The 13,435-nt window shown below is 28.1% G+C and carries 17 protein-coding genes; 4 read left to right on the plus strand and 13 right to left on the minus strand.

The window, feature by feature from the left end; translation table 11 throughout:
• Nucleotides 1–42 precede the first annotated feature (42 nt).
• From dnaB to dnaX, 3 genes are all read right to left on the minus strand, one after another.
• Entirely contained in the window at nt 43–1,479 is a 1,437-nt protein-coding gene (gene dnaB / locus ACEG17_RS05635) for a replicative DNA helicase (protein ID WP_372582905.1), read from the minus strand.
• A 106-nt stretch (nt 1,480–1,585) separates the two neighbouring features.
• Nucleotides 1,586–2,038 carry a 50S ribosomal protein L9 gene (gene rplI, locus ACEG17_RS05640; protein WP_039901469.1) on the minus strand — a complete coding sequence of 151 codons (453 nt, stop codon included), beginning with the start codon at nt 2,036–2,038 and terminating at the stop codon, nt 1,586–1,588.
• A 166-nt stretch (nt 2,039–2,204) separates the two neighbouring features.
• Nucleotides 2,205–3,770: a DNA polymerase III subunit gamma/tau gene (dnaX, locus tag ACEG17_RS05645; RefSeq protein WP_372582906.1), complete on the minus strand. Its 1,566-nt coding sequence runs from the start codon at nt 3,768–3,770 to the stop codon at nt 2,205–2,207.
• A 173-nt stretch (nt 3,771–3,943) separates the two neighbouring features.
• Between dnaX and ACEG17_RS05650 the strand changes: the two genes are divergently transcribed.
• From ACEG17_RS05650 to ACEG17_RS05665, 4 genes are all read left to right on the plus strand, one after another.
• Complete coding sequence (locus ACEG17_RS05650; RefSeq protein ID WP_372582907.1) at nt 3,944–4,306, plus strand: magnetosome magnetite crystal formation protein family; 363 nt, start codon at nt 3,944–3,946, stop codon at nt 4,304–4,306.
• A gap of 229 nt (nt 4,307–4,535) precedes the next feature.
• The gene (locus tag ACEG17_RS05655) at nt 4,536–5,276 is read left to right on the plus strand and encodes a class I SAM-dependent DNA methyltransferase (RefSeq protein ID WP_147006461.1); all 741 of its coding nucleotides are present in this window, start codon (nt 4,536–4,538) and stop codon (nt 5,274–5,276) included.
• Nucleotides 5,277–5,330: 54 nt separating this feature from the next.
• On the plus strand, nt 5,331–5,696 hold the full coding sequence (locus ACEG17_RS05660) for an AtpZ/AtpI family protein (RefSeq protein ID WP_299574259.1): 366 nt from the start codon (nt 5,331–5,333) through the stop codon (nt 5,694–5,696).
• Between the two features lie 24 nt (nt 5,697–5,720).
• Nucleotides 5,721–6,116: a hypothetical protein gene (locus ACEG17_RS05665; protein WP_372582908.1), complete on the plus strand. Its 396-nt coding sequence runs from the start codon at nt 5,721–5,723 to the stop codon at nt 6,114–6,116.
• A gap of 5 nt (nt 6,117–6,121) precedes the next feature.
• Here the strand turns inward: ACEG17_RS05665 and cbiB are convergent, their stop codons facing one another.
• The 10 genes from cbiB to ACEG17_RS05715 all read right to left on the minus strand — a co-directional run bounded on the left by cbiB (nt 6,122) and on the right by ACEG17_RS05715 (nt 13,430).
• Nucleotides 6,122–7,126 carry an adenosylcobinamide-phosphate synthase CbiB gene (cbiB, locus tag ACEG17_RS05670; protein ID WP_372582909.1) on the minus strand — a complete coding sequence of 335 codons (1,005 nt, stop codon included), beginning with the start codon at nt 7,124–7,126 and terminating at the stop codon, nt 6,122–6,124.
• A gap of 67 nt (nt 7,127–7,193) precedes the next feature.
• Entirely contained in the window at nt 7,194–7,751 is a 558-nt protein-coding gene (locus ACEG17_RS05675) for a hypothetical protein (protein ID WP_299570941.1), read from the minus strand.
• A gap of 20 nt (nt 7,752–7,771) precedes the next feature.
• Nucleotides 7,772–8,551 (minus strand): purine nucleoside phosphorylase YfiH/LACC1 family protein, encoded by a 780-nt coding sequence (locus ACEG17_RS05680; RefSeq protein ID WP_372582910.1) that lies wholly within the window; start codon nt 8,549–8,551, stop codon nt 7,772–7,774.
• 24 nt (nt 8,552–8,575) lie between these two features.
• A complete protein-coding gene (locus ACEG17_RS05685) occupies nt 8,576–9,283 on the minus strand; it encodes a hypothetical protein (RefSeq protein ID WP_372582911.1) in 708 nt (235 codons plus the stop codon).
• Between the two features lie 35 nt (nt 9,284–9,318).
• On the minus strand, nt 9,319–10,251 hold the full coding sequence (locus ACEG17_RS05690) for a YeiH family protein (RefSeq protein ID WP_372582912.1): 933 nt from the start codon (nt 10,249–10,251) through the stop codon (nt 9,319–9,321).
• Between the two features lie 42 nt (nt 10,252–10,293).
• Nucleotides 10,294–11,184, minus strand: a complete 891-nt coding sequence (locus ACEG17_RS05695) for a polyprenyl synthetase family protein (RefSeq protein ID WP_372582913.1) — start codon at nt 11,182–11,184, stop codon at nt 10,294–10,296.
• A 243-nt stretch (nt 11,185–11,427) separates the two neighbouring features.
• Complete coding sequence (locus ACEG17_RS05700) at nt 11,428–11,658, minus strand: VOC family protein (protein WP_372582914.1); 231 nt, start codon at nt 11,656–11,658, stop codon at nt 11,428–11,430.
• A 104-nt stretch (nt 11,659–11,762) separates the two neighbouring features.
• The gene (xseB, locus tag ACEG17_RS05705) at nt 11,763–11,984 is read right to left on the minus strand and encodes an exodeoxyribonuclease VII small subunit (RefSeq protein WP_071125410.1); all 222 of its coding nucleotides are present in this window, start codon (nt 11,982–11,984) and stop codon (nt 11,763–11,765) included.
• 27 nt (nt 11,985–12,011) lie between these two features.
• On the minus strand, nt 12,012–12,566 hold the full coding sequence (gene rsmD, locus ACEG17_RS05710; protein WP_372582915.1) for a 16S rRNA (guanine(966)-N(2))-methyltransferase RsmD: 555 nt from the start codon (nt 12,564–12,566) through the stop codon (nt 12,012–12,014).
• Between the two features lie 93 nt (nt 12,567–12,659).
• The gene (locus tag ACEG17_RS05715) at nt 12,660–13,430 is read right to left on the minus strand and encodes a hypothetical protein (RefSeq protein WP_372582916.1); all 771 of its coding nucleotides are present in this window, start codon (nt 13,428–13,430) and stop codon (nt 12,660–12,662) included.
• Nucleotides 13,431–13,435 lie beyond the last annotated feature (5 nt).

Raw genomic sequence — 13,435 nt, forward strand, 5'->3', positions numbered from 1 at the left:
TTTCTCTTTTATCTCCTTTAAATCTATTTTTACTTAAAATTATTATTGTGGCAATGGTGCAAATTCATCATCTACCACATTTACAAATTGCTGATAGCTTGGTCTAAATCCAAGTTCTATCGTTCCAGTAGGTCCACTTCTATGTTTTCCTATTATTAATTCGACTTTTTCTAATTTATTGTCGTCATCTTTTGGTTCCGGTTTTGGTTTTTCCACATATTGTTGTGGAATATTCAGATTATTTACTTCCTGAGCAGTGTCCTTGTGATAATACTCTTCACGGTACAAAAACATTACCATATCCGCATCCTGCTCAATTGCCCCTGATTCCCTTAAATCTGACAAAATCGGTCTTTTATCGACTCTCTGCTCCACTCCACGTGATAATTGCGACAATGTTACAATTGGTATATTCAATTCTTTTGCAAGTATTTTTAACGATCGTGAAATTTCAGATATTTCCTGTTCCCTGCTTTTTCTCGAATTTTCAGAAGGACTAATTAACTGCAAATAGTCAATTAACATAAAGTCCAGTTTACCTTCAGACTTAAGTCTTCTTGCAGTTGCCTTTATTTCCAGCATTGTTACACTTGAAGAATCCGAAATATAAATTGGCATTTCAGAAAGCCGTCCAAGACCATTTCCTAAATTTATCATTTCCTCTGAAGACAAAGTACTGTCTTTTAAGGCTTTTAATCTTACTTTTGCCTCACTTGCTACAAGCCTGTCAAATAATTGCTCATTTCCCATTTCTAAACTGTATATAAGTACACCTTTACCTTGTCTTGCAACATTTATTGCAAGATTTAATGCAAATGCAGTTTTTCCCATTGCAGGACGTGCTGCAAGAATCAAAAGATCCGAGCCATGAAAGCCGCTTGTTATACTGTCATATCTCTCAAATCCCGAAGAAATACCAGTTATTTTACCTTTATTATCTGTATAATTATCCATTTGGGTTATCTTACCTTGAACTAATTCATACAGAGGTACAATATCTTTTTTCTGCTTAGATTCTGCAACTTTAAAAATCATGCTTTCTGACTTATCAAGCATTGTGTCAACTTCATCATATCCTCGCATAGCCATTTTTACAATTTTTTCACCAATATCTATTAACTGACGCTGTACAGACTTATCTTTTATAATCTGAGCATAATTAACAGCATTCGCAGCAGTAGGCACAACTTCCGTCAAGTCGTAAATAATATTCTCTCCGCCAATTTCATCTATCAGTTCCTGTTTTTTTAGAGATTCTATTATTAGAAGCACATCAATTATTTTACCCATATTATAAGCCTTTATCATTTCGGAAAAAATCAGCTTATAGTTATTTTTGTAAAAATCTTCCACCGTTACAATATCAACAATGTCACCTATAACATTGGGATTTATAAAGACAGAGCCAAGAAGCGCCTCTTCGGCTTCTATACTATAAGGTTTGCTATTTTCCTCATCTTCCAGATCATATAATCCCATTTTTAAAATTTCTCACTTTCTATTTTCTATAATAATACAATTTAAAAATCAAAATTAAAGCATACAGTACTTTAATATATTTGATAATCTCATATCTTTTTTAAAATTATTTTGCTTCAACTCTAACTTTTAAATTTGCCTTAACTTCAGAATGAAGTTTTAATTCTACATTGTGTAATCCAATTTCTTTAACTTTTGAACTGGCAGATACTTTCTTTTTATCAATTTCAACATTCAGCTGTTCTTTCAAAGCCTCTACAATTTCCTTTGCCCCAATTGATCCAAATACTTTGTTATTTTCTCCAGCCTTCACTTTTAAGACAATTTCTTTTTCTGCCAAAAATTCTTTTAGTTCATTTGCGTTTTTTACATCTTTATCATGATTTTTCTGAATTTTTTCATTTTTTGCCTTCAATTTATTAATATTTTCAGGCGTTGCAAGTATTGCTTTGTTTTGATTTAACAAAAAATTATTTGCATATCCATCCTTAACTTCTACTATTTCATCTTTTTTCCCAACACCTTTTATATTTTCTTTCAAAATAACTTTAATTTTCATATTTATCATCCCTTTCCTTGCTAATAGCTTTATTGAATATGTTAAAATTTTTCTTATGTTTTAAAATATACTCAAACCTACTTAAAATTAAACTACTTTTTAGGGTTTGAATAAAACAGTCATAACTTTTGAGTTTTGTTTTAAAGCAGTTTTACTATATTTAAAATTATTTTTTTTCTAAAATCTCTCCACCAAAAAATTTAACTGCATTTTGCATAAACTTGTCTTCTTCATTTTGTGAATTTTCACTTTCGAGAAAAGTATGAATTGTAATATCTGAATTACAAATATGATTAATAACTTTTTCAATTTTGGCCTTTTTCTCTGGCAGTAAAATTTGTTCACTATGAAATTTCTGCTCCTTCGGAAATCTTATATATAATACACCATTTTCCACTCTATCTGGAAAACTTTCAATTACTAATGCTCCAAGCATCACACTTTCTTTTCTTATCCCCAGCAATACTTTTTCCCAATTTTCAGAAAAAATTGAAATATCATAATTTTTTGTAGTACTTTCTGATTTTGGAGTTTTTTCCATATTTTCTTTTTCTTGGGTTTCAGCTGTAGAAGCCAAACTTGCTATTTTAGTATTTTTTGAAATTTGGCTTATAACTTTTTCATAAATATTGCTAGACACTTCTTTTATGTAATTTTTGTCAAAAGAAGAAACAGTTTCACTAGAATTTATACTTTGTAAATTATTTTTCTGATTTTTATAAAGTTCGTGAATCAGAACATAGCCAAGCAATCTTTTATCTTCTTCATATTTAAACTCATTTAAAGTAAAAAAAATCGCACTTATTGTATCCAGCAGAAAATTTACTGGTAAGTCAGTCTTTTTCTTAAACTGCTCTTTCAGATAATATGAAAAATCTTTCAAAAAAGTTTCGATTATAAGTCCATCTTCCCAAATTTTATCAATAAAATCTACAAGTTTTTCTTTATCACTTTCTCGTATCAGATTTAAAAATTCTTCCAAAATTACATCAGGCACTACTCCCAAAGCATTTTGCGTCTTTGTGATATCAATTTCTTCGTTATTAAAATTTGACACAACTTGCTCAAAAATAGAAAAACTGTCTCTTGCACTTCCTTCAGACTTACGATAAATCAAATCAAGACTTGCATCGTCAATTGTAATATTTTCTTTTTCAGCCACATTTTTTAGCAATTTTTTTATATCTTCCTTGTCAATCGGCAAAAAATCATACCGCTGACATCTAGAAATAACTGTGTCTGGTATTTTATCAATCTCTGTTGTCGCAAGAATAAATATAACATGTGACGGTGGTTCTTCTAATGTCTTCAAAAGTGCGTTAAATGCCTCTTTTGTAAGCATATGAACTTCATCAATTATATATATTTTTTTTCTTCCTTTAACAGGCTGATAATTTATTTTTTCCTTCAGTTCCCTAATTTCATCAATCCCACGATTAGAAGCCGCATCAATTTCAATCATATCCATAGAAATCCCTTGAGAAATCTCACGGCAATTTTCACATTCCCCACAAGGATTATCTGTCACATCCTCACTATTTAAGCAATTCACACCTTTCGCAATAAGCCTTGCAATAGTCGTTTTTCCCACACCACGTGGCCCTGTAAATAAGTACGCATGTGACAGCTTATTTTCTCTTAAGGAATTTTTTATCGCCCGCAACACAAATTCCTGTCCTGCAATTTCATCAAAATTTTGGGGCCGATATTTTCTATATAAAGTAATATTCAATGTTCTCACCCTTTTTTATTGCTATTTGATATTATAACATTTTTAATATGATTTGTGAACTACTAGAAAATTTTCATATAAGTAATTTTGAATTTGATTTTTTAAATTTTTTATGTTAAAATTCTTTTAAGCAAAAGGAATAATTTAAATATAAAAATATATTAGGAGGAGTTATGAACAATAAAATAAGTGAACAAAAATCAATTGCTGGATTAAAAGCAAACGCAGCAGCTTTTCTTGTAAATTTAAGTTTTTTTACATTAATTGGTGGATTAGTCATTCCAATTTTTGCATTAATTTTAGAAAGTGAAAACAATTTTGTTAGAACATATTCAAAACAAACATTAGCAATAACAGTTTTATTACTAGTATCATCATTATTAAACTTTGTTATCGTCGTTGGGAATATTTTATTTGCTCTAATTTTTATCGTTTTAACTATTTTACAAATTATTGCAACTGCTTCATCAATCTTGGAAAAAGAATTTAAAATTCCTTACATTGAAAAAATCACAAATTTATTATTTGTAGATTAATTAAATATTCTGTCTTAAAAATACACCAGAGAAATAACTATCTTAGGTGTATTTTTTTGTTTTTGAAGTTCACAACTTATATTAAAAATGTTATAATATAGTAAAACTTATTTAAAACCAAACTCAAAAGCTATGACTATTTTACTCAAACCATAAATTTATATAATTTTAGCAGTTTAATTTAAAATAGGTTTGAGTATATTATTAAAATAATGAAATGAGGAAAATAATGCACAAGGAATTTGCTGAAATTTATGATGTTTTTATGAAATATGTAAATTATGACGAATGGTATAAATTTTTACAAATGTTTATCAAGAAAAAGGGAACTGTTCTTGATTTAGGATGTGGAACAGGAGAATTTATATTACGATTTTTAAAAGATGGATTTACAGTTATTGGAGTGGATTTATCAGAAAAAATGCTAGAAATGTCTGAAAAAAAGTTATTAAAAAATAATTTTATAAATAATTACAAATTAGTAAAAGAGAACATTATAAATTATGAAAATATAAATGAAAATAATGAAATTCAACAAGTTGATTATATTATCTGTAATTTTGACACTGTAAATTATCTAAAAAATGAAAAGGAATTTTTAAAATTTATCAAAAAATGTAATCAAAATTTGAAAAAAGACGGATATTTAATTTTTGATGCTGTAACAGAAGATATTTTTGAGGAAATATTTGAAAATAATATATTTTTGGATGAAGAGCCTGAATATACGAGTATTTGGCGGCATGAACAGTTAAGTGAGAAAAAACATCTAGTAGAAATTGACTTGTTTATCCGTGAAAATGAAAATGATAACTTATTCAGAAAATACAACGAAGTGCAGCATAAATTTATTTACGAGCCTGAATGGATTGTGGAAACTGTTCAAAATAATGGTTTTGAAGTATTTGATACTGCTTCTAATCCTGAATTTGGAGAAAGCAGAATATTTTTTGTACTAAAAAAATTATAATTACTAATTTTATGAATTAAAAATTTAAATAAAAGTGTAAAAGGAAGTTATATTATGGAATTAGAAGACAAAAAAGAAATCTTAGAAAATGAAAATAAAATAGTTGACAACGAGAAAACTTCACAAGAGGAAGAAAAACGAAAACAAAAGATTTTTGAAATAGAAAAAAAGTTAGGCAGACATAATAATGAAAAAGAATTAAAAAATAGAAAAAACAGTAAATTAATGAAATATTTTGCCCTTGCAACAAATATGGTTTATATTTTGGCGTTACCAATATTAATTATGCTAGGCTTTTATTTACTTTTAAAAAAATATCTGTTCAAAACGGATCAGCCGCTTGTCCTAATCGTTTTTTTGATAATAGGAGCAATTTCTGGCTATTGGTCACTTATAAAGCAGGTAAATAACATAAAATAATTATATATTTTGAAAGGAATAAAAATGTTGGAAAAAATGCCACAAAACATAAAAAAAGCATACATTATTTCTATTTTTATTGCGATACTTCTCCTTTTTCTAGGAATAATTTTTAACTATGTAGAACTTTATTTTGGATATTTAGTTGGAGCAATAATTTCTGCTATAAATATAAATTTACTTGTAAATGGTGTGCATAATATTTTATACTTTCAAGACAAGGGAAAATTACGTGGAAATGTTGAATATTTGAAAAGAATGTTAATATTTTGTGTGGGAATGTTTATAGTTGGGAAAGTAAGCCAGAAATATTTTGAAAGCCACGTACTGACAAATCTTCTGGCAACTGGAACTGGAACATTAAATTTTAAAATTTCATATTTTCTATGTTACTGGACTGAAAAATTATTTAAAAAATAATTTTATTACAATAACATATTAACAAAAAAATACAATATAAAATATACAATTGAATTAAATATACTATTGAACATTCCATTTACAATCAAATAAATTACAGAAAAACAAAATATCGCTACAAAACTTGTAACATACATTAATAGTATATTTTTTTTAATATCTTCTAATCTAAATTCCTTTTTCTTATCCCCTATTATTGGTTTTTCCACTTCTTTTCCAAAATATGAAACTTTTCCGCCAAACTGTACTCCCAATGCTCCTGCTACTGCACTTTCTGAATGTCCTGAATTTGGACTTGCGTGATTTTTTCTGTCTCTTTTAAATATTTTCCATGCATTTTTGTAATTGTATCTCAAAATATAGCTTGCTGCTGTTATAAAAATCCCAGAAATTCTAGCTGGAATGAAATTTACCACATCGTCTAATTTTGCTGAAAATGTACCGAACTTTGCATATTTCTCATTTTTATACCCAACCATTGAATCAAGTGTATTTATTGCCTTATAGGCCATTGCAAGCGGAAGTCCACCCACAAACATATAAAACATCGGTGCAATCACGCCATCCACCATATTTTCCGAAATAGTTTCCATTGTACTTCTAATAATCATAACTTTATCCATCTTTTCAGTATCTCTTGAAACCAAATAAGACAATTTTTCCCTTGCTACTTTCAAATTTCCTAATTTTAAAATTTTATAAACTCTTTTTCCTTCACGAGCCAGTGATTTTACCGAAAATACCGTATACATCAAATAAATTTCCAAAATTTCCAAAATTTTTACAATTTTTGTCAATTCCACAAATCCATACATTACAAAAAATGCACTTGCAACTACTAAAATACCTAAAACTGCTCCTCCAGCAAAGCTTCCTTTTTTCCCATATAATTTTTTTTCTAAAAATGTAATCATTTTACCAATAATCTGGACTGGATGTGTAATTTTTTCCGGATCCCCAAAAATCAAGTCCAAAATAAATGCAATCCATATTTTTATTAAAAAATTCATTATTTATCTCCTATTATTCATTATTGTGTAACTCTTCTATAAACTATTTTATTTAAAAATCACTTTTTTAATAAACTATATCATCTGTTGCCCTTGCTCCCACTTTTTCCATAATTTCTATCATTTCAACAGCATTCTCATCATTTTTATTCCAAAAATCCTTACTATAAAAACGCTTCCATACACCATTTATTGTATCATAAAGAATCATATAAATCATAAATTCATCCTTATTTTCAGGACTGTAAATATACATTCTGTATTTATAATATTCTGGAGAATTACTATACTCTAACTCTGTCAAATTTTTCCAAGGATATAATTTAATCACATCCTTTTCAAATTCATCCAAATAATTAGCAATTTCAATATAGGTAAGTCCCTTTTTGCTTCCTTTGTTATAAATTAACCCTACTTCCATAAAACTATCATTATTTTTATCCTCTGTTTCATATACCATTTTATTTTTTTCTACATCACAATAAATTTTATCTGTTAATTTTGTATTTTTAACCAGTTCTACCATTTTGCTTGCAGATTCTGTATTCCCTGTATACCAATTGCAATTAACTGAAAATCCTATTGCTTCTATCATTAAAAATACTAAAAATAAAATTTTTTTCATAAATTTGTCTCCTCCCTTTTTTATTTAAAACTAATCATAGCCGTAGCCCTTCCAGCGTTTTTTCCTTCCCTTCTATAAGAATGAAATTTTTCATCAAATGTACTTTCAGCTGCTACAATCAAATTTTCCTGTTTTATCCCAAGTTTGAGTGCCATAAGTTCATTAAATTTTGTATTGTCAAAATGATATTTTCCTGTTTTCTCATTAAACCAAAATGATTTTTCCACAATTTCTCTGTTACATTTCCCAAATTTTTCTAAAAATTTATCATAAAATTCGTTTCCAACTTCATAATCCTTTTGACCAATCCCAATTCCTAACGCCATTACTACATTCTCAACTTGCGTCCCATATTTTTTTTGCATTTCCAAAAGTCCTGATTTCATCATTTCCTTAAACGTTCCTGGCCATCCTGAATGCCACGCTCCTATAACCTGATTTTCCTTATCATATACAAAAATCGGCAAGCAATCCGCATAAAATGTAAAAATAGCAATGTCTTTCCTTTTTGTCAGAAATCCATCAATATCTTCTTCTTTTTCATAATAATATTTTGTTGTATCTTCATCAATGGTTTTTACATTGTTAGAATGTGTTTGAAAAGCCATTACTTCCTGTTTATAGCATAAATTCAGTCCCTTTAATAACTTTTCACGATTATTTTTCTGTATTCCTTCTTTCTGATTTTCAATTGGACAGTAATCAGACATATTTCCAGCATTTTTTTTTGTATAAACTGCTGTAATACCGTATTTTTCAAACTCTTCAATATAATAATAATTTTCCTTTTCTATAAACATAATTATCTATCCTTCTATATTTTTTTACATACTGTTTTCTAAATTTGACAATATCGCTTCCACCATCTTTATTTGTTCATCTAGATTTTTTACATGCCAAGTATTATTTACTTTATGCATACTAACAGTTATAGTCATTTCCACATAATTTTCTTCTTTTTTTAATTCATCTTCTATAATTTCACTTATAGCATTCATAATTTTAGAAAAAGCTTCTTTTTTCTCCATTTTTTTCATTTGAACCATCATATCGTCTGCATCTTTATATTGTAGTTTTTTTAAAACAAGTTTAAAAACTTCATATTCATTTTCAAATTTTGCATCACTCTCTTTACTACCAAAAACTTTTACTTTTTGAGTAACTTGTGCTTCTTCATCATTAAAAAATCTAATTTCTTCTATTTTATTTTTTTGATGCTCAATGCTTTTTTCTAACATACTAACCATCATTTGTTTCATTGCCTGAGCACCGAATATTTCATCTTCACTAAATGATTGTTTTGATATCGCATTTTCTATAAAGTTTTTAATAATGACTTTTACTCTATTTTTATATTTTTTATTGTCAGCTTCAAAACCTTTTTTTACTTCTAAAGACTCTTTTTTCATTTTTTGTTCAGAAATTTTATAGTTTTCACTTCTTGTAACATTGTAGTCCAATTTAGACTCAAACCCAAACATTTGTAAAGATAATATCACTAATAATGTTATCACTAATTTTTTTATTTTCATAGTACCTCATTTCCTTATAATTATTTTTAATCTTTTTACAAAAACATCATTATCATATATCCTGAAATTATCGAAAAAATCCAAAGCGTAATACCATACAAAAGATTTTTTCCAGTCATTTTTTTTATAGCCTGAATATTTAATGAAGTTCCAATCATATAAAGTGCAAGAGACAGCATCATTTTCCCTATTTGAGTAAGTAAGCTGTAAATTACCGGCAAATTTATTATTGTCGCAACAATTGAAGCTAAAATAAAAAATAATATAAAAATTGGAAATTTAATCTTCTTATTTTCAGATTTATTTAAAATGCTAAGAACAATAACTATTGGAATAATCCAAAGTGTTCTTGTAAGTTTCATAATTGTGGCTATTTTCAAGGCTTCTGTACTGTGAAAAGCTGCAGCTGATACTACCGAACTTGTATCGTGTATGCTTAATGCAGTCCATATTCCAGTTTGTTCAGCATTTAATTTGAAATAATTTATAAAAAATGCAAAAAGAAATAATGCTACTGTGTTTAAAATAAATACTATCCCCGTAGACAAGGCAATATCCTCATCAGAAGCCTCAATTACTGGAGAAGTTGCTGCAATGGCACTTCCACCACAAATTGCAGTTCCAAACACAATTAATTGTGATAACTTCTTTTCCATTTTAAAAATTTTTGCCAAAAATAACCCGATACTTATAACTACAATCAAACTAATTGCCGTCTGAAAAATCCCTTTACTTCCAACAGCAACAACCTTGCTTATGCTAAGTCCAAATCCAAAAAATACGACAGCTGAATTTAGCGTAAGTGTTCGTATTTTCCCTAAATTTTTTGGAACTAGAATTAAACTGAAACTTGCCAGAATAATTCCCATAAGAAGAGATATTCCCGAAGCAAAAGCGTGAACACTTTTAATTAATGGAAGCATTAACGCAATTGCACATCCCGCATAAAATACTATTTTTTTATTCATTTTATAACTCCTAACTTTCAAAACATTTACAAAAAATTTTTATTATTTTTTCCTATTACCAAAATAATCCGTCAATTCTAAAAATAACTGATTCCCCTCAAATTCATCAAAAATAATCTTTTTCGCCCTTTCCAAATACTCCTGTAACAACCTTTTACTTTCCTCAAGCCCAAAAATACTCGGATAAGTAGTCTTGTCATTTTCAATATCATTTGATTTTTTCCCAATTTCCTCAAAATTCCCTTCAATATCTAGAATATCATCCTTAATCTGAAATGCAATTCCCAACAACTTTGAATATTCCACCATTTTTTCACGCTTTTCACTTTCAACATCCAAAGCAATCATCGGCAATTCTATTGCAGCAGTCAGCAATTTCCCAGTCTTATGAGCGTGAATATACTTTAATGTGTCAATTTCCACTTTCTTATTTTCAGACTCCATATCCACAAACTGACCTCCGACCATTCCAAAAAATCCTGCATATTCAGATAATTTCGAAATAATTTCAACCTTATTTTTATCTCCTAAACTTTTAGAATTTGCAATTATTCCAAAGGCTTCTGTCAAAAGAACATCTCCCACAAGAACTCCGATTGCTTCATTATATTTTTTATGAACTGTAAATTTACCGCGTCTGTAATCATCATTGTCCATCGCCGGCAAATCATCGTGAACAAGTGAATAACAATGTATAAACTCAAGCGCATTGGCAATTTCCTTAATTTTATCATAACTTTTACAATTATTTTTTTCAAACAAATCACAAATCATATACATCAAAATAGGACGTATTCGCTTTCCTCCGTTCATAACCGCATATTCAATTGCCTCTGCCAATTTTTCAGGATATTTATTTCTGTAATTCCCAAGTAATTCCCTCAGGCTATTCTCCACAACTTTCTTTTTTTCTTTCAAATATTCCCGTAACATTTTATCCCCCGTCACTCAAATTTTTATTTTCATTAACTTTTCTATTCCAAAAATCTCCTAAAAATTTAAAAAATTCATCGCCTTTATCAATTATTAATAATTCATTTTTTCAAATATATTTCTTTTGTTGATTTAACTGCTATCAATTTTACTTATAATAATCTCTAAAGCAGTTATATAAGATTATACTGTTTTTATTCTAAAAGGTTCTGATAAAAATTTAATTCCGCTTTCTTTCATTTGCTAATACTTACGATTTGCATCATCTACTTCAAACCATATTGTCTGTTTCAAGTCTTTAAATTTATTTTTATCTTTTAATATTATTGCCGCTTCTTCACCATCAATACTGAATGCTACCATTCCCATATCCGAAAAATCAAACTTTACTTTTAATCCTAAGTTATTTTTATAATATTTTTTTGCCATTTCCAAGTCATCAACTGGAATAAAAAAATTATCGTATTTTTTCATCTTAACATCTCCTCATCTTAATTTTGAACAAAATTTACTTCAAAACTAAACTCAAATATTTTAAATATCCTGCTTCTATTCACTTGAAAATCTGTCTTTAATCTTTATTCAAACTCTTCCATTTCCACTTTTCCATTTTTTTCAAGCACCTTCATAACTTTCCCTTCTCCGACTTCAAGCAATTTTTCCGAATCCTTAATAAGCTTAATCGCTTTCTCATATTCAGAAATTGAATCATCTAGCGATAATTCCTCACTTTCTAATTTTTCCAAAATTTCATCAATTTGTGCAATATTTTCTTCATAACTTTGTTTTTTTACTGCCATTTTTATTTTTCTCCTTTATTTTTTTATCTATCCTTCAAACCTATAAAAACTAACTACCTTCTTATTATAATCTCTTTCATCATATTTCACAAAATTACCTATTTTATCAGCCATTTTCTCATACGTGCTGTGTTCTGAAATTATAATTCCATCTCGTTCCAAAAGGTTTTCTTCTGATATTTTTTCAATCGTTTTTGTTGAAATATTTTCCTTGTAAGGTGGATCCAAAAAGATTATATCAAATGTTTCATTTTTTCTTGAAAGAATTTCTATCGCTCGAAAAACATCATTTTTGTAGGCACGACATTTTTCTTCCACTCCAAGATGATTCACATTTTCAATAATTACTCTTAGCGCCTCTTTATCTTCCTCAATCATAATCGCTCTTTTTGAACCACGGCTAAGTGCTTCAAATGAGACATTTCCTGTTCCTGAATACAAGTCCAGAAATTTTGCATCTACGACTTTTTCTCCAATTATACTGAAAATTGCCTCTTTTATTCTTTCAAGCGTAGGTCTGGTTTCTCTTCCTTCCCTTGATTTTATTCTTCTATTTTTCAATGTTCCTGCTACAATTCTCATTTTTTCCTCTTTTCAATTTTTATGATTCTCTCTATATTTGAATTAATCTGTGTATATTTTACTACATTTCAGGCAAAATTACCAACATTTGCCCTACTTAAATTTTATTGAAATTTTTCCATCCAGATTTACTCCACTCTCTAGCAGTTCATAATGCTCTTTTGTACTATTTTTACTAATATTCTTAAATCCATAATCTTTAAAATTTATACTGTCAATTTTTAAATCTGATTTGTTATAAACATTTACATACAATATTTCCGCCTTATTTTTGTTAAAAAAATTGTCAACTAACTCAAAACTGTACACAAAATCCTTATTTCTTGAAAATTTTGTATTTACTAAATCATAATAAACAGCGATTTTCTCTTCTTCCATCGACGGAATAACTTTTGAAATGGCAAACCATTCACGCTGGATACTATCTGTAACTTGACTTTCATAAATATTTTCATCAAATTTTATAACTGCTCTCAAGTTTTGTGCCTTTTTATAATCTGTCAAAAACTTTATATTTTTTACAAATTTTCCCCGATTATTTGTATTTTTATTACTGAAATCCTCTTTCAAACTTTTCTCAATATTCGTATCCAGCCAGAACATAAACGTCGATTTTACATTATAATTCCCAATATTCTCAAATGTATAAACACTCTCAACCTTTATTGTCTTATTTTTCTCAATCGTAATATTCAAATCTTCCCTCTTTATAACTAGCGGCTCCTGTCTTACAATCTTCAAATTTCCAATTGCCAAAAATTCTGATTTTGCAGAAAATGTTACAATGTTTATTGCAAAAAATATTATCATTATAAATGTTACTTTAAAAGATTTTTTTAATTTCTTATTATTCAAAAAAAACATATTTC

Source organism: Leptotrichia hongkongensis (assembly GCF_041538065.1).
Lineage (GTDB): Bacteria > Fusobacteriota > Fusobacteriia > Fusobacteriales > Leptotrichiaceae > Leptotrichia > Leptotrichia hongkongensis.

What these genes read in the sequence shown, in the direction of transcription:
- dnaB (WP_372582905.1), bottom strand. Translation starts at nt 1,479, where the DNA reads ATGGGATTATATGATCTGGAAGATGAGGAAAATAGCAAACCTTATAGT.
- rplI (WP_039901469.1), bottom strand. Translation starts at nt 2,038, where the DNA reads ATGAAAATTAAAGTTATTTTGAAAGAAAATATAAAAGGTGTTGGGAAA.
- ACEG17_RS05650 (WP_372582907.1), top strand. Translation starts at nt 3,944, where the DNA reads ATGAACAATAAAATAAGTGAACAAAAATCAATTGCTGGATTAAAAGCA.
- ACEG17_RS05655 (WP_147006461.1), top strand. Translation starts at nt 4,536, where the DNA reads ATGCACAAGGAATTTGCTGAAATTTATGATGTTTTTATGAAATATGTA.
- ACEG17_RS05660 (WP_299574259.1), top strand. Translation starts at nt 5,331, where the DNA reads ATGGAATTAGAAGACAAAAAAGAAATCTTAGAAAATGAAAATAAAATA.
- ACEG17_RS05665 (WP_372582908.1), top strand. Translation starts at nt 5,721, where the DNA reads ATGTTGGAAAAAATGCCACAAAACATAAAAAAAGCATACATTATTTCT.
- cbiB (WP_372582909.1), bottom strand. Translation starts at nt 7,126, where the DNA reads ATGAATTTTTTAATAAAAATATGGATTGCATTTATTTTGGACTTGATT.
- ACEG17_RS05675 (WP_299570941.1), bottom strand. Translation starts at nt 7,751, where the DNA reads ATGAAAAAAATTTTATTTTTAGTATTTTTAATGATAGAAGCAATAGGA.
- ACEG17_RS05680 (WP_372582910.1), bottom strand. Translation starts at nt 8,551, where the DNA reads ATGTTTATAGAAAAGGAAAATTATTATTATATTGAAGAGTTTGAAAAA.
- ACEG17_RS05685 (WP_372582911.1), bottom strand. Translation starts at nt 9,283, where the DNA reads ATGAAAATAAAAAAATTAGTGATAACATTATTAGTGATATTATCTTTA.
- ACEG17_RS05690 (WP_372582912.1), bottom strand. Translation starts at nt 10,251, where the DNA reads ATGAATAAAAAAATAGTATTTTATGCGGGATGTGCAATTGCGTTAATG.
- ACEG17_RS05695 (WP_372582913.1), bottom strand. Translation starts at nt 11,184, where the DNA reads ATGTTACGGGAATATTTGAAAGAAAAAAAGAAAGTTGTGGAGAATAGC.
- ACEG17_RS05700 (WP_372582914.1), bottom strand. Translation starts at nt 11,658, where the DNA reads ATGAAAAAATACGATAATTTTTTTATTCCAGTTGATGACTTGGAAATG.
- xseB (WP_071125410.1), bottom strand. Translation starts at nt 11,984, where the DNA reads ATGGCAGTAAAAAAACAAAGTTATGAAGAAAATATTGCACAAATTGAT.
- rsmD (WP_372582915.1), bottom strand. Translation starts at nt 12,566, where the DNA reads ATGAGAATTGTAGCAGGAACATTGAAAAATAGAAGAATAAAATCAAGG.
- ACEG17_RS05715 (WP_372582916.1), bottom strand. Translation starts at nt 13,430, where the DNA reads ATGTTTTTTTTGAATAATAAGAAATTAAAAAAATCTTTTAAAGTAACA.